The sequence below is a fragment of the Veillonella parvula genome (assembly GCF_945949885.1).
GTDB lineage: Bacteria > Bacillota > Negativicutes > Veillonellales > Veillonellaceae > Veillonella > Veillonella parvula_B.
On the sequence record NZ_CAMFFZ010000009.1, the window covers coordinates 25,720 to 47,425 of the forward strand.

Genomic DNA, 21,706 nt, shown 5'->3' on the forward strand with positions numbered 1-21,706 from the left:
GCAATAGCAATAGCAATAGCAATAGCAATAGTAATAATAGCAATATACATTTTACGGTGAAAGCGTAGTCAATGGGCTGCGCTTTTACTATATGTAAGAGAATTATTAAATAATAAGATAAGGCGTAAGAAGTTTTATAATATATTTTGCAATATATATGAAGGTTAAGTAACGAGGATAGGTTATGGAAAAAACACCTAAGGCAAATCGTATACATATTGGTTTTTTTGGCCGTTGTAATGCGGGGAAGTCTACATTGATTAATATGCTAACTGATCAGCCTGTATCGTTGGTGTCCGATGTGGCAGGGACTACAACTGATCCTGTGAGTAAAGCTATGGAAATCTTGCCACTCGGCCCTGTGGTGATTACTGATACAGCTGGTATAGACGATACAACTGAATTAGGTACATTGCGCATGGAGAAAACAGAAGAGGTTCTGAAAAAAATCAATCTTGCTGTTTATGTACTTCGCACTGATGAAGAACCAACTTCGGATGATATGCATTGGTTAGGTCTTTTAAAACAAAATAATGTACCTATCGCACTTTTTATAAATGAAATTAATTCGACTAAATTCGATAAGCATTTATATAAAAATGATATAGATGAGCTTAAAGAGAATATAGTAGAGTCTAAAGGAACTATAAAAGAATCCGTAGACAATATAAGTAAGGTTACAAACAATTTAGATGATTCTAAAGATAGTGTCGGAAAAGTTATAGTGGGGGAGGGCTATATAGCTGCCCATACAGGCTTATCAGACTTAGCTACTGTTATTGGTTCCGCTGACTTCACATCTGATGCTAAGCGCTTAGAGTTGCTTGATCTACTCGGTGGGCTAACACCACTTGATGTAGAAGGGGAGCAAACTCTTTTACAAGGTTTAGTTGAAGAGGGGGATACAATTATTCTTGTATGTCCTATCGATAGTGCTGCACCAAAGGGGCGACTTATTTTGCCACAGGTGCAGACTATCCGAGAAATTCTCGATCACAAAGGCTTAGCATTAGTCTGTCAAACAGAAGAATTACCGGCTATGATTCACTCTCTTAAGAATCCACCTAAAATGGTAATCTGCGACTCCCAAGCATTTGATCGGGTTGATGAGTTGACCCCCGATTCGATTCCATTGACGTCCTTTTCTATTTTGATGGCACGGTTCAAGGGGAAATTACAGGATTTAGTAACTGGTGTTAAGGCTGTTAAAAATTTGAAAGCTGGATCCAAGGTGCTTATCAGTGAAGGTTGTACACATCGTCGTCAATGCGATGATATTGGGACTGTAAAAATACCTAATCTTTTAAAGAATCAAGGTCATACAGATTTACAGTTAGAATTCACTAGTGGGGGAGCATTCCCTAAAGATGTATCGCGGTATGATTTGATTATTCACTGTGGAGCTTGTATGCTCACACGCCGTGAGGTGTTGCGACGTATTGAATGTGCTGTTGTGCAAGGTACGCCCATCGTAAATTACGGTGTACTCATAGCATCCCTACATGGTATACTAGAACGAGCAATAAGCCCATTTGTTGACGAACTAGAGGGCTAAAACATAGCATTGTAATATGTATCTGATACATACATACTTGTTATATAAATTATTACATAGGTATCGTTTATCTATATTAGGTATATTAAATTAAATTGCATGCAGTCATTTAACTTTCACAATAGAAGTGGTATAATTAACTGTTGGAGTTTTGATGATTGTATAGGAAGGAAAATACATGTTCGAATCGATTCAACCGTGGATAGGCATGGTTACCATCGTTCTTGTTATAGTGTTATTCGTATATTGTGTAATCTTACACATCCGTTTAGGTAGCTTGAAAAAGAAATACGATTTCTTTATGCAAGGGGAGCATGGTGCGAGCCTAGAACGTAAATTATCTGTAGAGGTTAGTGAAATTCGCGATGCTGCGAAGGGCCTTGAGTCCTTGTTATCCGAGCAAGTGGCAATCCGCAATATTCAGAGCAATACGATACAAAAAATTGGCTTTATTAAGTATAATGCCTTTGAAAATATCGGGAATGATTTGTCCTTTGCTCTTACCTTGCTAGATGGCAACAATAATGGCATCTGTATCTCCAGTATTTACGGTCGTAATGAATCTCGTATTTTTAGTAAACCTATTGTGAAAGGTAAAAGTTTAGTAAGTCTTTCACAAGAGGAATTAGAAAGTTTGAACGAAGCGTTGGGTGAGCGTACCAATGAGGAAGCGTTGACGAGCGCTATCGTCTCGAAATAAGGAAGTTTTATGTTGAAATTACCGGTATTCATTTCAAACAAAGTTGAAAGAAATGGTGACAACTGCATATTGACATTAACTACCAAACAAGCGAAACTCGTTGCCATTATTGGTTCTGTAGTATTGGTCTTGGCATTGGTACTCGGTATTTGGGGCATCGTGCGTCAGGCTGAGGTTGTGCAATTACGACAACAAACGCAATTGCAATCGGAACAGTTGAAATTGTTACAACAAAAAACAGAGGTTCTGGATAAGAAAATTCAAAACTTAAACCAAATTAGTGAAGAGAATAAGCAAATGTTAAAGGGTGCTGAATCTGGTACACCAGCTCAAGGTGGCGGGGATGGTAGCGACCCAAAGCAGGAAGCCGCTGATAATAGCGAAGTACAGACGTTAACAGCGGCACAATTATCGGCTCGACTGTCCAAAATGGATAAGGAAGCACAAAAATTGCTTGTTAGCTTCTATACGATGCGCAATATTCTTCGTGATGGTGGCGCACAAGATTTGATGGCATTACAATCCATCAACTTCTCCGCTGGTTCTGGTGGTGCTGTGAATAGTACGACACCTAGTATTTGGCCGAGTAAGGGTGTTATTACATCTCCATTTGGTAGCCGTGTTGATCCTGTTACGGGTGCTATTGGTGCATTCCATGAAGGTATCGATATTGCCGATGACTATGGTTCCCAAATCGTAGCTACTGCGGCAGGGGTGGTAACCTTTGCGGGTTATACAAACGGCGGTTATGGTAACCTCGTTGAAATCGACCATGGCAATGGCTTTGTTACTCGTTATGGCCATAATAGTGCCGTATTGGTAACGGTAGGGATGAGCGTGAAACAAGGTCAAACCATAGCCTTGATGGGTAGTACTGGTAAAAGTACAGGTGCCCACGTTCACTACGAGGTACGCCTCAATAGTGCGCCTGTAGATCCTATGATTTTCTTGCCAATTAGCAACTAGTGACCTTATGATTGTATCCCCATTAGCCACAATATAAGCTTGCGTTGTAATTGATGGTTATACAATTTTCTAATTGTGAGGTAAATAATCTAATACATTTTAATAAAAAAGAACTTGCTATGCGTGTAAATGCACTAATAGCAAGTTCTTTTTCTTTCTTTTTGTATATATATATTGTAAAATAAAAGTATATGAACGGAGGTATATCTATGAAGGCCTATGTACAAGTTTATACCGGTGAAGGCAAGGGCAAAACGACTGCCGCAATTGGCCTAGCTATTCGTGCTATCGGCGCTGGCAAGAACGTCCTCTTCTTACAATTTATGAAATCTAAAGTATATAGTGAACATACTATTTTACCTACCTTAACAAATTTAACGTTAGAAACGGTGGGCAAGCCATTCTTTATCATCAAAGAAGGGATGAAGAGTAAGGATGAACTTGCTAAATGGGGCGATGAAGTCGTTGTCTTTGAGTCTGGTAATCCTCCGAAGGATTATGTAGCTCTCATTGAAAAAGGCTATGAACGTGCACTCGCTGCGATTAGCAGTGGTGAGTACGATCTCGTTGTACTTGATGAGTACAATATGGCTCTCTTCTTTGAACTCATTACATGGGATAAAACTAAAGCTTTACTCGATGCTCGCCATCCAGAAACGGAACTCGTATTTACGGGCCGAGGGGCTCCTCAAGAGTTGATCGATGAGGCAGATCTTGTAACGGAAATGAAAGAGATAAAACATTACTACCTTCAAGGCGTAATGGCTCGAAAAGGTATTGAAAACTAATCATAGGAACACCTAAGGAGGTGATGTGGTTGAGTACAGTGGCTATTGTGGCCCTCAGTATCCTGGCCATTATTGTAGCACTCATCTTAATTATCCTACTGACACCAATCACATATAGCATCGAAATTGATGGACGTACACCGTATCGTGGCGAGCTGCGCATCAAATGGCTGTGGCGCGTATTTTCACTCCACTTAGCGTACATTCAAAATAAACCATTTTTTAAGGAATTATACGTTTTAGGTGTACTTAAGATCGGTCCTGTGAAAGATTATGAACAATGGCTTGAAAATCGAGTAGACGAAGAATACCATAAGGTAATGGACGACGATGGCGACATGGGAGAAGTCTTCGCAAAGGCTATGCAAGGAGGCGGAGAAGGTCCGTCAGCAAGCTCTAGCGGCACAAGCTTTGATGATTTGAAGAGCTCTCGAGGTTCTAGTACAACCTTTGGTGATGATGAATCACCAGGGGCGGGTATTTCACCTAGTCCAAAGGAACGTATTGAACGACCTGATGCGGCATCTAAGGATATGGATGCACAAGCTCGTGCTGATCGATATGACTCGATTCAACAAGATCCAACGGCTCACATTCAAGATGATGATGAAGTAGTAAGTCGTGTTACTTTTAATAGTGACGGATCTATCAAGGAAAAGGTATTTACGAAGGTAAATGATATTAAAACGACTGTGAAACAACGTTTTGGAAAGCCTGATCCTAATGATCCGGTAGCATCATTCAAGTCTGAAATTCCTACATTCTGGTTCATGAAACACTTGAGAAATACAGAGTTGTGGCGTCAGATATTCCTTGTGTCGAAACGATGCTATAACCACTCTAAACCACGTGATATGGCTATAGAGGGCCGATTTGGTATTGGCGATCCGTATCGGATGGGGCTTATTGCATCTATGTTGTATAGCATTTGGCCTGAGCAAGCAGAGTCTATTGAGATAGATTATGTGAACTGGGTAGCTGAAGGCAGTGGTTATATCAAAGGTCGTATGATTCTTGCCGTATTGGCGTGGTATGGTACTAGATTTTTGGTATCTAAACCTATGCGTTCCCTATTGGGTGAAAGTGCTCGTGTCTTCTGGGTTAAACGGAAGGAAGCAAAGCAACTAGAAAAGCTAAAAACCGCACAAGGCCAAACAGCGTAAGGATATATTATGTCAATTGAGTATATGAGCTGTATTATTATAGCTATGATACTTTCACAAAAAGCGGAGGTACTGTGATGGAGAACAGTAATGTAAAAGAGAATTTGGAAGTCCTATTTGAGAAGTTTAAAAATATGATTAAAGTGGAAACTGTAGTTGGTGAAGCTGTGCAAATCGGAGATACCACGCTCGTTCCATTCGTTGACGTAACCTTTGGTTTTGGTACTGGTACGAACCATAGTACAGCTAATAAAAATCAAGAATGTGGTGGCGGTGGCGGTGGTGCCAAAATGGAACCAAGTGCAATCCTTGTTATTAAAGGTGACCGCATCGAATTGTTCAACATTAAGGGCAACCCTTACAGCAGCAGCTTTGATCGCCTTATCGGGTTGGTGCCTGATCTTGTATCTAAATTGAAATCCGATAAATACATCTATTTAAATGATGAACAATAATTCGGTGAATAATCAACCATTATTTGATGATAAATTATAAATAATTGGTGAAAGCCGAAATGCCCACATGTGTGTTCTGAATATGTCTGTATCGACTGCTTTAAGGGTTTCAGAGTATGCTTGTGGGTGTTATTTTAAGTTCTCACTTTCATAAGTAGTTCATAGGTCTTTATTATGCTATTTATCATAGTCTTGTGAAAGTTAGCAAGATTTGTTATAGTAAAAATAGTACACTATTGGATTGTATAGTGACACTTTTAATCGAGGAGGATTTCAGATGAAATTATCTAAAAAATTGACTACCTTAGCTATCGTTGGTGCTATATCTGCTACTGCTGCAGTAGCAAGTGCTGCTAACATTGGCTTAGTAAATATGAGCCAAGTAGTAAATAGCTACCCTGGCTATGGTGCATTAGATATGAAAATGCAACAAGTAGACGCTCAATACCGTCCACAAATTGAAAAAAAAGTACAAGAAATTGAAAAGATTAAAGACGCTGCACAAGCAGAAGCAGAATTCAACAAAACTGTAGCTCCATTGCTTCAAAAAGAAAACGAAGAAATCAATAAAATTGCTCAACCTATGATGCAAGCAATTCATAACACTGTTGAAGCTATCCGTGTTGAAAAACAAATGGACGTAGTATTGGATGATCCATACACAATTCGTGCTGCTGACGCAAACAGCAAAATCGAAAACATTACTAACGAAGTAATTAGCCGTCTTAAAAAATAATAAGCACAAAACCCCCTAACTGAGTAATCAGATAGGGGGTAGTTTATTGTATGGGATACTTACTGTTTAAAATATATTTTGATAAATTCGATAAAGGAGTGAGATTTAATGAAAGAATTTAAAGCATTAGCCACAGAGCGGTATTCGGTTCGAAAATTCGATACTCGACCAGTGGAGCAAGAGAAGGTAGATATTTTGTTAGAAGTAGCTAGATTAGCACCTACGGCTCATAACTACCAGCCGCAAAGACTGCTTGTATTAAATACTGAAGAGAGCTTAAACAAACTAAAAGGCTGCACAAATGGTCACTTTAATGCACCATCTTGTGGGTATTTAATAACTATGGATATAACTGAACCACTAGATAGCTATATAAAACCTAATAACTATATTATTTCTTTTTAATACATACACCATATAAAAAGGACAGTTGCTTGTATTAACTGTCCTTTGGTATTTTATTCAGGTTTGTGAATGAGGTTTACAACGAATTCGCTGTCTTCTACAAGTGTTGCTTGGATGTAGTTATCGCCGTTGAATTCCAATACTTGGCCTGGTACGAGTACATGTTCTTCCGTTTCGTTAAGAAGTACTTGTACTTTACCTTTTACTATTGTAAAAATGACATTAGCTTCTGGGTGGTTGTGTTTTTCAACTTTTTCACCAGCTTTGCCGCCTTTTTTTACGATTACATAGTTAGGACCTTGGAATAATAAACCTAATTCTTGATTAACTGTGCCTGCCATAATAGACCTCCTAATTCTAGCTTTTTATGTTCTGAAAGCTTACGCTAACACTTAATTTTACATTGTGTAATTACCTTATGATTGTATTATAAATGATATTACTTATCAATGCTGTGCCTATAGCTACAGTTTTGAAAGAAATATATATAATATAGATTTAAAACGGGCGTAAAAACGAACGAAAATATTTTCGTTCGTTTTTACGCCCGTTTTATGATATAGTATATAAGAAGGTGGGTGATAATATGCGTGAAACTAAAACCTTAGAATTTAAAGAATCAGTTACTAATACATTTTTAAAAACTGTAAGTGCTTATGCAAATTATGGAACAGGAATAATCCGGTTTGGAATAAAAGATAATGGGGATATTGTTGGTATAGATAATCCAAAAGAAGCATGTTTATCTATTGAAAACAAAATTAATGATAGTATTATACCAATTCCTAATTTTAGTTTCGATATTGATGAAACTACTAATGTTATAACTTTGACTGTGGAAAAAGGTAAGGATACACCTTATTTTTATAATGGAAAATCATATAGACGTGGTGATAGTGCTTCAATACCAGTAGATACAATTGAATTGAAGCGATTAGTTATGGAGGGAGAGAATCTTTCATTTGATAGTTTAGTTTCTAAACGTCAAGATTTACAATTTACTGTACTAGAAGATGCTTGTAAATCTATTATAGGGATATCTGCTTTAACTCGAGATCTACTAATTACCTTAGAATTATATCGGTTGAATGAAGGATATACTATTGCTGGTGAGCTATTAGCGGATGAAAATTCATTCTCTGGTATAGATATGGCTCGTTTCGGTGAGTCTATAAGTGTTTTCTTGGAAAGAAATACAATTGAACATACATCATTATTAAACTATTATAATGAAGCATTAATCATGTATCGACGTTACTATCAATATAGTGAAATAAAAGGATCATCTCGTAATCAATATGAACGTATACCTGAGACGGCATTTAGAGAGGCTATTGCTAATGCATTGGTTCATCGTGCTTGGGATATACCAGCTCATACTAAAATTTCTATGTTTGATGATTATATTGAAATTGTATCGCATGGAGGTTTACCAAAAGGATTAGGAGAATCTCAATATTTAGAAGGGCAAATTTCTACCCTTAGAAATCCTATCATTGGGAATGTGTTTTTTCGATTAGACATTATTGAGCGTTATGGTACTGGTATACAACGTATTCAAGAGGCTTATAGAAATAGTGTTATAAAACCACAATTTGATATTTCAGAAAACTCGATAAGAATCATTTTACCTGTCATTGAACAAAATTTGGATAAATTAACAGCTGATGAAAAGAAAATATATGATATTCTACAATTTAAGGCTTTGCCTTCAGGAAAATTAGTAGAGTATACTGGATTTGGAAAAACGAAGGTATTACAAATTGTTAATAAATTAGTGAAATCAGGTTTTTTAAGAAAACAAGGTTTAGGACGTGGTACTACATATACTCTTAAGTAATTATAGAATATAAATAATAAGATAAAAAGCGAACGTAAAGTTTTACGTTCGCTTTTTTGTCCGTTTTCGTTCGTTTATAGTCCCTAAACAAACGAAATGTTATGTATTTATTATTTCTTAATTGTATATAAACGTGTACCGTTTTCTTCTGTTGTTACAAGTTCAAAGGCTGGATCGATAGCTTTCACAAAAGCTTCGAACCATGTTTGGTAGGCTAATGCCATGAATTTAGGGTCAACGCCCGCTGTACGCCAGTAGCCTGCTTGTAATCTGTGGTCGCCAACCCAGGTAAATTCTTCTGGGCTTTCAGAAACCACTTGGTCACCACCATCGCAAGGCATGCCATTTACGTAGAAGTTTTGTAACGCATTGTAAATCGCAGGTGCAGTGTGTTCTTCAAGGCTGTCTTGAGCCACAACGCCACATGCTTGGCCTTGTACTGCAAAGGCATCGAGGATAGCGGTTACTACGTGTACTGCTTCATCGCCAGAATTTGTGTCGAGCATGTCTTTGATGAAAGCCGCTTCGCGAACGGAAGCAATGTTGATTTGGTTAGCTAACCAGCCGTGAATATTGCCGTGGTCGATGATGTTTTCCAAAGGAATGCTTGGATTAATTGGTTCGCCGTATGTATCTACGGAGATAGAGTGTAGTTCCTCCGCCAAATCATCAACAACTTTAGAAGTTTTTTCTAAAATCAAATTTTCACGCTCAACGAGCAATTGAATTTTGCGATATAACCAGTAATGGATGTGACCTAAGAATGCGGACATATTAAGCTCCTTTTCGTGCTGTTTCTAATTTCTCTACTAAATCGTATACATTAAAACCGTGGATTTCTGCGGCTTGCCATAATGGCTCAGCTGTTGCAGATGGGCAACCTAGGCAACCCATACCAATACCTTGTAATACAGGTACAACATGTGGGTAGGTTTCAACGATGTCGCGAATAATTGTGTCTGGAGTGATAGGGGAACCTGCTTCGAGACGTGATGCTTCCACTTCAGGATCATTACCTTGACCAGGCAAGAACACAGCTGGTTCTTCGGACTTACTTTCAGCTGGTGCACCTTCGAGGTCGCCCAATACAGCTGCTTTGAAAGCCTCTAAACCAATGCGGTCGATGAATTCGCCCATGCGTTCGATTTGTGCGTTTTCTTTATAGTATGCGATGATTCGATCAACTAATGCAAGAGCTTCTTTTTCAGTTTTAACTTCTGCGATGAGGTCGCCGATGCGAGGATGCGCACCGCCGCTACCGCCAGCGTATACATTCCAACCGTCTACAGTACCGATAACGCCCACATCTTTCATACGGCTTTCAGTACAAGAGTTTGGACAACCGGATACGCCGATTTTCATTTTGCTTGGCATTTCAAGGGACAAGTACTTGCGTTCAATTTGCATGCCAAGATGTACGCTGTCTTGTTTAGCGCGTTTACAGAAGGTAGTACCTGGGCAGATTTTTACGCTGCGTACGCGGTTGGATACAGTGTATGCTGGCTCCATGCCAAGCATCTCCCATGCTTTATCTACGTCTTCTGCTTTTAAATTCGTAATCATAATGCGTTGGCTGCCAGTTAATTTAAGAACAGCGCCGAACTCATTCGCTACGTCGATATATTTTTGTAATTGATCTGGTTGAATGAAACCTGCTGGAATGCGAGGTGTAATTGCATAACGGCGTTGACCGTTTTTTATGCGTTGTAAATTTGCTGCAATTTGTGCCATATTAAATCCTTTCTCGAGCCCTCTCTGCGGAGAATAGTGGCTAAAACTACTTAGTTAATCTATAAAACTCTTTATATATTAATTATTTACGCCCTAGGGTTTTGTGAAAGCTTCGCACATATATACGGATAAGTGGGATGAGATCAACTAGGCGATGCCTCATCAAAACCCGGCGTAATGATCAGTATGGGTATTTAGAATACTGACCCGACGCTCTTAGTATAAACCATTTTAACAAACAATAATGTAACCCAAGCTACAAAAATAGAACTTTTTAATATTAATTATTGATTGTTACTAACTATAATTATATATGATACTGTTTATAGATGAAAGCCAAGGGTAACATATCGTATAATAGACACATAGAATGTTTTTGATGTAGGAGAAACGATGAAAGTCCTTTACGATACTATTTTAAAAGCAACATATATAGGTCGCCCGAATCGTTTTGTGGTGACTTTAGATTTGAATGGTGAAAGTGTGCTTGCTCATTTGCCTAACCCAGGACGCATGTGGGAGCTCTTATTCACTGGTGTAACGATGTACATCGTGCCTCACGACAAGCCGGATGCGAAAACGAAATACCGCGTGGTAGGCATCGAGCGTGAGGGTGTTGTGATTATGCTCGATACAAACTACAGCAACGATGTGGCACAGCATTTAATCGAAAATAAACTGATCCCTGGTTGGGAGATATGGCGTGTAGTAAGACGAGAGTATACGGTTAAACTACACGGTACATCTTCCCGTTTTGACTTACTCCTCACTAATGATAAGGGCGATGAGTTCTTACTAGAGGTTAAGTCCTGCACCTTGTTTTCCAAGACGGGTGCCATGTTCCCTGATGCGATTACAGAGCGAGGCCGCAAGCATTTATTGCATCTGAAAGAATTACAAAACGAAGGCTATCACACAGGCGTTCTATTCCTCGTACAATGGGACCAAGCGCAGTGGTTCTTGCCAGATTATCATACGGATTTGGAATTTGCCAAAACCTTTAAAGAGGTGGCACCTTCGTTAGATTGGAAAGCCGTTGCTGTGGCGTGGGATGAGACTTTCACCATGCCTACGGTGACACACGAATGTTCCTATCCTAGTAGCATTCTCGATACAGAGGCTCATGATAGTGGCGTGTATGTGATGGTCATGTACCTCGATCACGATCTAGATCTCGAAATCGGTTCTAAAGGGATGATGCATTTCAAGGCAGGGTACTATATGTACGTTGGTTCTGCGAAGGCAAATTTAACGAAACGTATTGAACGCCATAAACGAAAACGGAAGAAAATGCACTGGCATTTAGATTACTTCCGCGGACACTGTGAAATGATAGCGGGTTTGCCGATTCGTACTAGTGGGCGGCCGCAGGCTATGACAATTTCTGCTCAGAAACGGCGTAAAGGTAAACTCTCTGACGATGACTCGGCTGCTCGTGAAAGCGCAGATGTAGATTTAACTAAAATTGACGTAGAATGTGCTCTCGCTGATGCGGTGCGTGGCGTTGCCGAATGGGACGTGCCTAAATTTGGATCCTCTGACTGTGACTGTAAAAGCCACCTATTTGGGATGACGGAAAATCCTATTCATAACAAAGCGTTTATGGATGTAATAGAAGACTTCCGAATGAATACATTGGATGCGCTAGTTAAGTGATTGTTGTTAATGGCGAATAACCGAAAATAGTATGGATGGGGCCCGAATACAAATATGCTAGATTGTTAAAAAAGGGAGTCCCTTATCTCTTCGCTCCAAAGCGAGCTAAGTCGCTCATCAATAAGGGAATCCCTTTTTTATAACGTTATATGTGAATTTGTCCCATCCATAACTATGTTTTCTATTAACTAGTTGCTTCGACCATTAACAACAAAAGCCCTATTCCTTTCGCATGGGGCGAGGCCCCTGATTGGGAAAAGGCAGTGAAGTAGAGTATCAACAATCAGCTGATTTTATCAATAATTGTGGCTACATATTTGATAGAATTATTTGATACACATGGAATATTTGGAGAGAGGTGTGGTTGTGTATGCCTTTGTTTGTTAGGTTTGTGTTGTTGGTTTTGGTGTGTGTTTGTAGTGTTGTGTTGAGTGGTTGTTCTTTCATTTGGACGACGGAGAATGGTGATCCTGCTACACCAGAGGATATCAAGTCTAGTGTGGAGAAGGAGTTTTCGGTTGTGCATCCGAATCTTGTTCTCCAGTCGTCTGTGGTAGAGAAGGAGAAGCCATTCCAGCGAAATGTGTATGTGTTTTATGATGAAAGTAATGGTTTTTCCTTTACTACAAATTCTGTAGTAAAGTGGCCAACCTTGCCGGCCCCTGGTGGCGAGCGAAAAACTAATACGGACTTTGCGTATGCTGATGCATATTTGAATCATTTGAATGGTAGGGTTAGCGATTTAACTAAACAGTATGGTATGCAAACGGCTACGGTTGATGAGCAGCATATGCTAATGGATTCTAAATTAAAACGACGTGCTGGACAGAGTGAGGTATCTTTATTTGATGAAGGAGAATTTATATTTGTAGATGATACCGTGAAGGGTGCTGATATGGTAGCAGTGTTAAAGGGGATTTATAATCTCTACTCGCCAAATAATGATAAACGCTTATTGAGCGCTTCGTATGGTCGCAAGGTTACCTTCTATTACTTACCTAAAGGTGAGGTAGATAAAACGAAGGCCCAGTATATAAAAGGGTTTCGATTCCTCGGTAAAAACAAAAATTGGCGAGAGACATTGTTAGAAAATTATGGTAGTGAAAGTATGGATACACAACAGTTGGAACGTAATCTAGCCAGTAGTTTACAAGCGGGGGGTAAGTAAATAGCAGTTATTGTTTAGTACGTATCCATTGTTAATAAGTAAATCTCGACTGTATTATTAAGATTGAAATTAACAATATATGCAAAAGACGTGTAGTATCAGCTACACGTCTTTTGCATATATGAGCTATTTTATTTTTCGTTCAATACTATAGGATGTTTCTTTTGTGTTTCTTGCATAATGAACGCGATGACAACTAATGTAGCCTCAAAGGCAACAATAACGATGTCTAAGAGAATGGAGAGCTTTTTAAAGTAAATTCTATAGAATTAATTACAGTTGTGCAACAGTTGGGTAATTGAGCTATGTAATGGGAAGAAACTTTTACAAAATATAGCGTTATATACGCAAAAATGCTATAATTATATGATGAATTAGTATCAGTGTTAGTAAAATGAGGTGAGATTGTGGCAGACCAACAATGGTCCCACGGGAATATTCATCCCGTTCAGATTGATAAAGAAATGAAGAACGCGTATATCGATTATGCAATGTCTGTAATCGTTATGCGTGCGCTTCCAGATGTGCGCGATGGCTTGAAACCAGTACATCGTCGTATTTTGTATGCGATGCACGAAACAGGCATGACGCCAAATAAACCGTACAAGAAATCCGCTCGTATCGTCGGTGACGTACTCGGTAAGTATCATCCACATGGTGATAGCTCCGTTTATGACGCGACGGTTCGCTTGGCGCAAGATTTCAATACGCGCTACCTCTTGGTTGACGGTCACGGTAACTTCGGTTCCATTGACGGCGATAGTGCCGCTGCGATGCGTTATACCGAAGTACGTATGGCGAAGATTACAACGGAAATGCTTGCCGATATCGACAAGGAAACTGTTGATTTCATGCCGAACTATGATGAAAGCTTGCAAGAACCAACTGTATTGCCAGCGAAGATTCCAAATCTTCTCATCAATGGTTCCAGTGGTATCGCCGTAGGGATGGCGACAAATATTCCACCACATAACCTCAACGAGGTATGTAATGGCCTAGCGATGCTCATCGACAATCCGGATGTGACTGTAGATGAATTGATGACCGCTATTAAAGGTCCAGACTTCCCGACTGGAGCGCTCATTTTGGGCCGAGACGGCATCAAAAAAGCGTATTCCACAGGTCGTGGTAGCGTTAAAATGCGTGCTCGTGCAACCATCGAAGAGATGTCCAAGGGCAAGCATAAGATCGTAGTGACTGAGATTCCTTACCAAGTGAATAAGGCTCGCGTAATTGAAACAATTGCGAACTTGAGCCGTGATAAGGTAATCGATGGCATTACAGCGCTTCGCGATGAATCTGACCGCCAAGGCTTGCGCATCGTTATCGAATTGCGCGCCGATGTGCAACCGGATATCGTACTTAATAAATTATATAAACACACTCAACTTCAAGAAACATTTGGCGTGATTATGCTAGCTCTCGTAGATGGACATCCTCGCGTATTGAATTTGAAAGAAGTATTGGGTTACTACTTAGATCATCGTCTAGACGTTATCGTACGCCGTACTCAATTCGAGCTTAACAAAGCCGAAGCGCGTGCACACATCTTGGAAGGCTTGTTGATTGCTCTCGACCATATCGATGAAGTGATTGCCACAATCCGCAGTTCTCAAACTGACGAAATTGCACGCAACGCATTAATGCAAAAATTCGGGCTTTCAGAGAAACAAGCGGTAGCCATCCTCGACATGCGTTTACGCCGTTTAACAGGCTTGGAACGCGAGAAGATCGAAGACGAATACAAGGAATTGTTGGCATTGATCGAAGACTTGAAAGCTATCTTGGCTAGCGAAGTGCGTCAACGTCAAATCGTCAAAGACGAACTCGATGATATGAAGAAAAAATACGGCGACCCTCGTCGTTCTGAAATCACAATCGATACGTCCGACCTTGATGTAGAAGACCTCATTGCTGATGAAGAGATGGTTGTTACTTTGACTAAGCAAGGTTACATCAAACGCATGAACGCGAACGTATATCGCAACCAACATAAAGGCGGCGCTGGCGTTATCGGCATGAAGACGAAGGAAGACGATTATGTAACGCAAATTATGCATGTGCGGACCCATAATACATTGTTGTTCTTCACATCTACAGGCCGTGCATATCGCCTCAAGGCATACGAAGTGCCGGAAGCAGGCTCCCGCAACTCTCGCGGTACCGCTATGGTTAACGTATTGCCACTCGCGGTAGGCGAATCCGTTACGACTATGATCGACCTTGAACGTGTCCATGAAGATGTAAATTTATTTATGGTCACTGAATTTGGCGTTGTAAAACGCACGGCTATTGAAGAATACCGTAATATCCGTCGTTCAGGGCTCAATGCGATTAATCTCGACGAAGGCGATCGCTTGATTTCCGTTAATGTAACGACTGGTAACCAAGATATCTTGATTGGTACTAAATTAGGTATCGCTATTCGCTTTAGCGAGCATGATGTGCGCCTCATGAAACGGGCGGCTCACGGCGTGCGTGGCATTAAATTGAATGCAGGCGACGTAGTTGTAGGCGCTGGTGTTCTTAATACTGATGAAAGTGAAGCACAAGTGTTTACTATCTCTGAAGAAGGTTTTGGTAAACGCAATGATGCGGAAGCTTACACATTGCAAAAACGCGGTGGTAAAGGCTCTAAGAACTTCAAGATTACGAACAAAACAGGCGACGTAGTAGCCGTAGAGGTTGTTCATAATGATGATGAAGTTATGCTTATTTCTGAGCAAGGCAAAATCATCCGCTTCAACATGAACGATATCGCTGTGAAGAAAGGCAAAGCTATTTCTGGTGTGAAAACACAAAACCTCGACGAAGGCGATAAGGTAGCTAGTATTGCTGTTATTCCAGGCGCTGAAATCGAAGAAGAAGTAGAATAATATAAAACACTATATTAACTATTGAGTAACCATGGGCGACCATCTAAGATGGTCGCCTCTAGTGTTGGGGAGTTTAAAAATGAAAAAATGGTTAGCTGCTATGTTTGCAGCAGGAGTTTTCTTTGTAGGTGGCTTTGGTCAAGCTAGTGCTGCTGACTGGTACTATATCGATGCTGATGCTGACGATGCGGCATGGTTTATTGACAACTCTTCTGTATATAAAACAGATGATGCGGCCACAGTACTTGTTAAAATCAACAATGTAGAAGGCTTTACATATATCTACACAGTACGGATCGATCGCAAAGAAAAAACATGGACAGAACTTGATACAACAGTATATAGCAATGCCGGTATAGCATTGCTATCCAGTAAAGAAAAACAAAAACCTACGAAAATTGAACCGGACACCATGGGGGCGGAAGTTATGCAGGCCCTATGGGGAAAATAATCTAACAATTTAATAGAAGCTGATATTCGCTCTGTCTATTTAGATACTCAGAACGTATAAGTAGCCCCGAACTATCCTGAAAGCCTCCATAGTGACCTAAGTCGTTTTCAGAATAGTTCGGGGCTTTCTATATTATTAGTGTTCTTACAGGGCGAATATCCATATTAAATCGTGTCAGATTCATTTTTTCCATACAGAGGGAATATTCCAAGGTGAGTGTGCTTTTGTTTTAGGTAGGTGTGTTATTGAATAGATATGACAAAGAGGCTGTAATTAAAACTAAGTTTTAATTACAGCCTCTGGATTAGATTGTATTAACTATTATGATGGGAAAATTTAATTACTTCTTTTAAGCTTATAATAACCAGAATTAGTGTAATTCCCCAACCAATTCGAGTTGCTAATAATAAATCATTTGACCAAAGATTTAAGCAAGTTGCACCAACAGCTGAACCGATTGAAATCGCAATATTTTGCAGCATTCGCTGCAAAGCTCCTGTACTTCCTTGGATTTCCATGGGACTGGCTTGCATAATACTGGCAATATTAGCAGGTTGAAAGTATCCTCCACCAATACCGTAGATGAATAATCCTAATGTTAAGAGTTGATAAGGCCAGTTAGGATTGATTAGTAAGAGAAAAATCAAGGATATGAGAATAATACTTAGACCAATATGGCTGAATAGCTTATTTTTATTGCCGTTATTGATTTTACTGGATATTCTTGAAAAAAGCACCAGCCCTGTAGGAGCTCCTAGAACAAGAAATCCAGTTTGCCCAACTTCTAGATGATATGATTGTTCAAAAATGAAGGGGGGAAGTAAAAAGATCATTGCGGAGGCAAAACCGAAAGTAACTGTTTGAAAGAGGTAAGAGATTACTTGAGGATTATTTTTTAATCCTTTGATATCGATAAGTGCGTGTTTGTTATTAAGTTCCACATAGTAAAATATAATTCCGAGCAACAAGCTGGATAGTATCAGGATTATACCAATTACAAATAGATGTGATTTGTTTAATAAAGATAATCCTAATAAGAGAGAAACTAACATGAGAGTGTTTATAGTAATTCCAAGCATATCTAATTGTCGTTTGTTGTTTTTTTCGGAGAGTTTATTGAGAAGAAAATTATTACATGCAATTCCGAGAATTACAAAAGGAATATTTATCAAAAAAATAAGTTGCCAGAAACTTAAAGAAAGTATAATCCCGCCTAAAGAAGGCCCTAGGATGGGTCCTAGACCAATCATAATTCCTAGAATACCAATAGAGCTATTTTTACGTTTTTCAGACACTAAAGTTGTAATTAGTGCGGCAGAAGTAGCTTGTAAAGCAGCGGCTCCTATGCCTTGAAAAATTCGTCCAATAATCAATAAACTGATATTGTTAATTAATCCACAAAATAGAGAACTCAGACCAAAAAGCATGAATCCTAAATAAGAAATTTTTAATTTTCCAAATTTATCGCTTAATACGCCTAAAGGTAGGATAGAGATAGCTAAAGCTAAAGTATAACCAGTTATTGTGAAGGCTGCAATATCAGTTGAAGTTTGAAACTGTTCTTTTAAAAAGGGTAATGCTATATTGATAATTCCTGTATCAAGAGTGGATAATAACATTCCCATACCTGCAACAATTGTTATGAGTAAATCTTGCAATTGTTTATTCATAAAGATTTCTCCTTTTCTTTAAAACTATTAAGTATAATATAATAAGTCTAAAGTCTATAATCAAACGATTCAAAAAATATCGAATCGTTCAGGAGGATGTTTATGGCTATTAGAATTCGGTTTAGCGATTATGCTTTGAAAACAAATGAAACGTTGATACAAAGAATACAATTTGTGTATTCCCCTCTAAATGAACTTTTTAGAAGTTTACATGTTCTTCTAAATCCTCGCCATCATGGAACTAATATTGACTGGGTGATTGAGATACAAGATAAACTTACTGAAGAATTTTATGAGAATCTTCATTATTTCCAACTTTTTTATGAACTTGGGGTCTCTCCTATTTTGCTTTGTAATTTTCGCTCTCATATGACAACGATTGAAGAGGAAATACAAAATTTAAAGGAATTTCTTGCTAATTATTCAACTATTCGATTAATTGAGTATTTGGAGAGAATAGTAGATGATAGAGAAAATGCCTTTATTCCAACATTAGCTAAAGGACTAGAGTGGAAAGATTTTTCTTTAAATGAAAATGATCAATTGCTTAAAGATTTGAGACGAAATGCTACAAGTGTTTACAGGAGACTTTTTTCTTTTATTGATTGGTATAGAAAATCAATTTTTGATGATACTTGGAAAGAAAAATCAATTGAGCAAAAGCTTTTAATTGAAATACAAAAGCAATCTTCATTTTTGAGGGAAAAAGGTTTTATAGAGATGTTTAATCATTTACAAATTGATCGAATCCATTGGGAAAAAGATGCCTTATCCATTATTAAACCTTTTGACCAAGAGATTCATTTAAAGGATAGCGATTCTATTATATTGTTACCAAGCTATTTTATTTGGCCACATCTGTTTGTTGAACCTTTTAATCAAGGAATTGCTATTACTTATGATATTATGGAGCAACCAAGTTACTATAACTCCACGCCGGAGGAATTAGTTACTATTTTTAAAGCTTTGAGTGATTCAGTGCGGCTACAAATTATGAACTATATTTTGGAGAAACCATGTACGACGCAGTCTTTAGCACAAATTTTATTAATGACTGATTCAAGTGTATCGAGACACTTACAAATTTTAAAAGATGCAAAGTTATTGAAAGCAAGAAAAGTGAAGAAGTTTGTTTTATATGAACCGACAGAGTTAGTTACTCAACTTATGCCAAATTTCTATCGCTTCTTTCGAAATTAAGAGAAGATGAATTACCATGTTGTGGGTTGATAGAGATAGTTTTCATATAACATTTAGTTTTCCCTTATATACTAGTTTGTATATTTTTGTATTTTCTTTGAGAGGTATTATTATGAAAAAAACATTGGCAGCTGTTTTGGCAGCAGGCGCATTATTAATCGGCGGTATTGGTAGTGTTGATGCGGCTAATTGGTATACAGTAGGCACTGATAGCAATGGTGTTACTTGGTCTATCGACAATGATTCTGTTAAAAAAGACGATAAAAAAGCGGTAATGGACATTAAGGCTATGGACTACGAAGGTTACCACTACATCGTGACTGAAGAGTTCAATCACAAAAAACGGGAAGTTAAGGATCTTAAGGTGACTCTTTATAACCCACAAGGTTATGTTGTGAAAGAGGAACAAGTTAATAAAGATAGCCGTAAAGTTGAGCCAGGTACGCCTGCGTACGCTGTATTCCAACTTATTTGGGGCGGTAAATAATTGAATCCTACAGACGAGACACTCTTGATCAGTACAGGCTTGTTTGGATTGAATGATTTTGTGAAAGCTTTACTTGCGCACGTTCTCCTATGGAGGACGTGCGTTTTTTATATTTTCATTGGAATATATTATATTTACCTAACATATGTTGTGTTATATGGAGTTAGTTTCTGTTCACGGGCTTTTAATTCCTTTAAAATAGGTGAATTATTTAGCTATTCGTGGTAAAATGTGATTTAAACTACACTTTTCGGAGATTTTGTGCAAAAGTGTAACAATTCTACATAGTATAAACTTTCACTATAGCGTATACTATAGGTAAGATGCAGAAGTATGGCTTGGGCGCAGTGCTCCGTAGTTTGGCATATTTCGCCCCAATAGGTTTGGTAGTTATAGTTTGTTAGAGGAGGTCCTCATGTCTCAATACGAATTTATCGATAAACGCGTGCCGATTGCACTAGACAATCCATCCATTTATCACGACATTTCCAAGTGTAAAAACTGTACGTTATGCCGTCGCGCTTGTGCGGATGTAATGAGCGTACTTGATTACTACGACCTTGATGCAAATGGCGATGTGCCTGTATGTATCCATTGCGGTCAATGTGCGGCAGCATGCCCATTCGACTCTATGCATGCTAAATCCGAGCTTGAAAAGGTAAAAGCAGCCCTTGCTGATCCTGAGAAAATCGTTGTTATCCAAACGGCTCCGGCTGTTCGTGTAGCCATTGGTGAAGGCTTCGGTTATGAACCTGGCACATTCTTGGAAGGCAAAATGGTCGGTGCCTTGCGTGCACTTGGTGCAGACTATGTAGTAGATACTAACTTTGGTGCGGACTTAACCATTATGGAGGAAGCATCCGAGCTTGTGGAACGCCTTAAAAACGGCGGTCAAATTCCTCAGTTTACCAGCTGCTGCCCAGCGTGGGTACGCTTTGCGGAAATCTATTTCCCTGAGTTGATTCCTAACTTGTCTTCTACACGTTCTTGTATCGCTATGGAAGCGGCTATGATTAAAACGTACTTTGCAGAGAAAAAAGGCATCGATCCTCGCAACATTGTGTCCGTATCTGTAAACCCTTGTACTGCTAAAAAAGCAGAAACAAAACGAGAAGAAGAAAATGCAGCGGCTCGTTATCATAATGATGACTCCCTTGGCATGGATACAGATATTTCCATCACAACTCGTGAGTTCATCCGTTGGATCCAAGAGGAAAACCTCGATTTCAATGCCATTGAAGATTCTAAATTTGATGATTTAATCGGTATGGAAACTGGTGCATCCATCATCTTCGGTAACACAGGTGGTGTTATGGAAGCAGCGATGCGTACGGCTTACAAGCTCATCACTGATAAAGAGCCACCTCCATATGCGTTGACTCACCTCGAGGACGTTCGCGGTATGGAAGGCGTAAAAGAGGCGACTGTTCAATTGGGTGACGACGTAACATTGTCGGTTGCCGTTGTTCACGGTGGTAAAAACACACGTGACTTTTTGAATGCTTTGAAAGAAAACGGTAAACATTATGACTTCATTGAAGTTATGGCGTGCCCAGGTGGTTGTATCGGTGGCGGTGGTCAACCGCGCACTAAATTGCCTCAAGCGGTTAAAACTAAGGAAGCTCGTATCGGCGGCCTTTACGAAGCTGACGAAAACTATAAATGGGTTGCGTCCTATGAAAATGAAGAAATCCAAACATTGTACAAAGATTTCTTAGGCGAACCATTGGGGCACAAGGCACACGAACTTTTACACACACACTACACAGACCGTAGCGCGGTTCTTGGTACTCGTAAAGACGTAACACCTGAAACATGTCCAACATCCCCTAAATTTAAAGGTTAATGATAGCCGATTA

The 21,706-nt window shown here is 39.1% G+C and carries 20 protein-coding genes; 16 read left to right on the top strand and 4 right to left on the bottom strand.

Annotated elements, in window-relative coordinates; genetic code table 11:
• The first annotated feature begins 184 nt into the window (after positions 1–184).
• The 8 genes from hydF (at position 185) to Q7O55_RS04190 (ending at position 6,768) form a co-directional block, all read left to right on the top strand.
• On the top strand, positions 185–1,555 hold the full coding sequence (gene hydF / locus Q7O55_RS04155) for a [FeFe] hydrogenase H-cluster maturation GTPase HydF (protein ID WP_303928665.1): 1,371 nt from the start codon (positions 185–187) through the stop codon (positions 1,553–1,555).
• Positions 1,556–1,733: 178 nt separating this feature from the next.
• A complete protein-coding gene (locus Q7O55_RS04160; RefSeq protein ID WP_012865035.1) occupies positions 1,734–2,255 on the top strand; it encodes a DUF4446 family protein in 522 nt (173 codons plus the stop codon).
• 9 nt (positions 2,256–2,264) lie between these two features.
• Positions 2,265–3,221, top strand: coding sequence for a M23 family metallopeptidase (locus Q7O55_RS04165; RefSeq protein ID WP_303928668.1), 957 nt, complete (start codon positions 2,265–2,267; stop codon positions 3,219–3,221).
• Positions 3,222–3,430: 209 nt separating this feature from the next.
• Positions 3,431–4,009, top strand: coding sequence for a cob(I)yrinic acid a,c-diamide adenosyltransferase (locus Q7O55_RS04170; protein WP_303928670.1), 579 nt, complete (start codon positions 3,431–3,433; stop codon positions 4,007–4,009).
• Between the two features lie 29 nt (positions 4,010–4,038).
• Positions 4,039–5,172 (top strand): hypothetical protein, encoded by a 1,134-nt coding sequence (locus Q7O55_RS04175; protein ID WP_303928672.1) that lies wholly within the window; start codon positions 4,039–4,041, stop codon positions 5,170–5,172.
• 77 nt (positions 5,173–5,249) lie between these two features.
• Positions 5,250–5,627 carry a GerW family sporulation protein gene (locus Q7O55_RS04180; protein WP_303928674.1) on the top strand — a complete coding sequence of 126 codons (378 nt, stop codon included), beginning with the start codon at positions 5,250–5,252 and terminating at the stop codon, positions 5,625–5,627.
• Positions 5,628–5,904: 277 nt separating this feature from the next.
• Positions 5,905–6,363, top strand: coding sequence for an OmpH family outer membrane protein (locus Q7O55_RS04185; protein WP_303928675.1), 459 nt, complete (start codon positions 5,905–5,907; stop codon positions 6,361–6,363).
• A gap of 108 nt (positions 6,364–6,471) precedes the next feature.
• Complete coding sequence (locus tag Q7O55_RS04190) at positions 6,472–6,768, top strand: nitroreductase family protein (RefSeq protein WP_303928676.1); 297 nt, start codon at positions 6,472–6,474, stop codon at positions 6,766–6,768.
• Between the two features lie 53 nt (positions 6,769–6,821).
• Here the strand turns inward: Q7O55_RS04190 and Q7O55_RS04195 are convergent, their stop codons facing one another.
• Complete coding sequence (locus Q7O55_RS04195) at positions 6,822–7,109, bottom strand: cupin domain-containing protein (RefSeq protein WP_303928677.1); 288 nt, start codon at positions 7,107–7,109, stop codon at positions 6,822–6,824.
• Between the two features lie 245 nt (positions 7,110–7,354).
• Between Q7O55_RS04195 and Q7O55_RS04200 the strand changes: the two genes are divergently transcribed.
• Positions 7,355–8,608 carry an ATP-binding protein gene (locus tag Q7O55_RS04200; protein ID WP_303928679.1) on the top strand — a complete coding sequence of 418 codons (1,254 nt, stop codon included), beginning with the start codon at positions 7,355–7,357 and terminating at the stop codon, positions 8,606–8,608.
• A 110-nt stretch (positions 8,609–8,718) separates the two neighbouring features.
• Here Q7O55_RS04200 and Q7O55_RS04205 read toward each other — a convergent pair whose 3' ends face one another.
• Together Q7O55_RS04205 and Q7O55_RS04210 are read right to left on the bottom strand one after the other, a co-directional pair.
• Entirely contained in the window at positions 8,719–9,381 is a 663-nt protein-coding gene (locus tag Q7O55_RS04205; RefSeq protein ID WP_303928681.1) for a hypothetical protein, read from the bottom strand.
• Between the two features lies 1 nt (position 9,382).
• A complete protein-coding gene (locus Q7O55_RS04210; RefSeq protein ID WP_303928683.1) occupies positions 9,383–10,339 on the bottom strand; it encodes a DUF1858 domain-containing protein in 957 nt (318 codons plus the stop codon).
• 393 nt (positions 10,340–10,732) lie between these two features.
• Here Q7O55_RS04210 and sfsA point away from each other — a divergent pair, with 393 nt between their 5' ends.
• The 4 genes from sfsA to Q7O55_RS04230 all read left to right on the top strand — a co-directional run bounded on the left by sfsA (position 10,733) and on the right by Q7O55_RS04230 (position 16,490).
• Positions 10,733–11,995, top strand: a complete 1,263-nt coding sequence (gene sfsA / locus Q7O55_RS04215) for a DNA/RNA nuclease SfsA (protein ID WP_303928684.1) — start codon at positions 10,733–10,735, stop codon at positions 11,993–11,995.
• A gap of 424 nt (positions 11,996–12,419) precedes the next feature.
• Entirely contained in the window at positions 12,420–13,163 is a 744-nt protein-coding gene (locus Q7O55_RS04220) for a hypothetical protein (RefSeq protein WP_303928686.1), read from the top strand.
• Positions 13,164–13,570: 407 nt separating this feature from the next.
• On the top strand, positions 13,571–16,039 hold the full coding sequence (gene gyrA, locus Q7O55_RS04225) for a DNA gyrase subunit A (protein WP_303928687.1): 2,469 nt from the start codon (positions 13,571–13,573) through the stop codon (positions 16,037–16,039).
• A gap of 79 nt (positions 16,040–16,118) precedes the next feature.
• Positions 16,119–16,490 carry a hypothetical protein gene (locus Q7O55_RS04230; protein WP_303928688.1) on the top strand — a complete coding sequence of 124 codons (372 nt, stop codon included), beginning with the start codon at positions 16,119–16,121 and terminating at the stop codon, positions 16,488–16,490.
• 314 nt (positions 16,491–16,804) lie between these two features.
• On the opposite strand, the gene Q7O55_RS04235 is transcribed toward Q7O55_RS04230, so the two are convergent.
• Positions 16,805–18,160: an MFS transporter gene (locus tag Q7O55_RS04235; protein ID WP_303928690.1), complete on the bottom strand. Its 1,356-nt coding sequence runs from the start codon at positions 18,158–18,160 to the stop codon at positions 16,805–16,807.
• Between the two features lie 102 nt (positions 18,161–18,262).
• On the opposite strand from Q7O55_RS04235, the gene Q7O55_RS04240 reads away from it, so the two are divergent.
• The 3 genes from Q7O55_RS04240 to Q7O55_RS04250 all read left to right on the top strand — a co-directional run bounded on the left by Q7O55_RS04240 (position 18,263) and on the right by Q7O55_RS04250 (position 21,693).
• Positions 18,263–19,360 (top strand): helix-turn-helix transcriptional regulator, encoded by a 1,098-nt coding sequence (locus tag Q7O55_RS04240; protein ID WP_303928692.1) that lies wholly within the window; start codon positions 18,263–18,265, stop codon positions 19,358–19,360.
• A gap of 112 nt (positions 19,361–19,472) precedes the next feature.
• The gene (locus Q7O55_RS04245) at positions 19,473–19,847 is read left to right on the top strand and encodes a hypothetical protein (RefSeq protein WP_156697370.1); all 375 of its coding nucleotides are present in this window, start codon (positions 19,473–19,475) and stop codon (positions 19,845–19,847) included.
• A gap of 415 nt (positions 19,848–20,262) precedes the next feature.
• Positions 20,263–21,693: a [FeFe] hydrogenase, group A gene (locus Q7O55_RS04250; RefSeq protein ID WP_270279088.1), complete on the top strand. Its 1,431-nt coding sequence runs from the start codon at positions 20,263–20,265 to the stop codon at positions 21,691–21,693.
• The last annotated feature ends 13 nt before the right edge of the window (positions 21,694–21,706 follow it).

What these genes read in the sequence shown, in the direction of transcription:
- Q7O55_RS04200 (WP_303928679.1), top strand. Translation starts at nt 7,355, where the DNA reads ATGCGTGAAACTAAAACCTTAGAATTTAAAGAATCAGTTACTAATACA.
- Q7O55_RS04245 (WP_156697370.1), top strand. Translation starts at nt 19,473, where the DNA reads ATGAAAAAAACATTGGCAGCTGTTTTGGCAGCAGGCGCATTATTAATC.
- Q7O55_RS04250 (WP_270279088.1), top strand. Translation starts at nt 20,263, where the DNA reads ATGTCTCAATACGAATTTATCGATAAACGCGTGCCGATTGCACTAGAC.
- sfsA (WP_303928684.1), top strand. Translation starts at nt 10,733, where the DNA reads ATGAAAGTCCTTTACGATACTATTTTAAAAGCAACATATATAGGTCGC.
- Q7O55_RS04205 (WP_303928681.1), bottom strand. Translation starts at nt 9,381, where the DNA reads ATGTCCGCATTCTTAGGTCACATCCATTACTGGTTATATCGCAAAATT.
- Q7O55_RS04170 (WP_303928670.1), top strand. Translation starts at nt 3,431, where the DNA reads ATGAAGGCCTATGTACAAGTTTATACCGGTGAAGGCAAGGGCAAAACG.
- Q7O55_RS04160 (WP_012865035.1), top strand. Translation starts at nt 1,734, where the DNA reads ATGTTCGAATCGATTCAACCGTGGATAGGCATGGTTACCATCGTTCTT.
- Q7O55_RS04190 (WP_303928676.1), top strand. Translation starts at nt 6,472, where the DNA reads ATGAAAGAATTTAAAGCATTAGCCACAGAGCGGTATTCGGTTCGAAAA.
- Q7O55_RS04180 (WP_303928674.1), top strand. Translation starts at nt 5,250, where the DNA reads ATGGAGAACAGTAATGTAAAAGAGAATTTGGAAGTCCTATTTGAGAAG.
- Q7O55_RS04235 (WP_303928690.1), bottom strand. Translation starts at nt 18,160, where the DNA reads ATGAATAAACAATTGCAAGATTTACTCATAACAATTGTTGCAGGTATG.
- Q7O55_RS04210 (WP_303928683.1), bottom strand. Translation starts at nt 10,339, where the DNA reads ATGGCACAAATTGCAGCAAATTTACAACGCATAAAAAACGGTCAACGC.
- Q7O55_RS04195 (WP_303928677.1), bottom strand. Translation starts at nt 7,109, where the DNA reads ATGGCAGGCACAGTTAATCAAGAATTAGGTTTATTATTCCAAGGTCCT.
- Q7O55_RS04185 (WP_303928675.1), top strand. Translation starts at nt 5,905, where the DNA reads ATGAAATTATCTAAAAAATTGACTACCTTAGCTATCGTTGGTGCTATA.
- Q7O55_RS04165 (WP_303928668.1), top strand. Translation starts at nt 2,265, where the DNA reads ATGTTGAAATTACCGGTATTCATTTCAAACAAAGTTGAAAGAAATGGT.
- Q7O55_RS04240 (WP_303928692.1), top strand. Translation starts at nt 18,263, where the DNA reads ATGGCTATTAGAATTCGGTTTAGCGATTATGCTTTGAAAACAAATGAA.
- hydF (WP_303928665.1), top strand. Translation starts at nt 185, where the DNA reads ATGGAAAAAACACCTAAGGCAAATCGTATACATATTGGTTTTTTTGGC.
- Q7O55_RS04230 (WP_303928688.1), top strand. Translation starts at nt 16,119, where the DNA reads ATGAAAAAATGGTTAGCTGCTATGTTTGCAGCAGGAGTTTTCTTTGTA.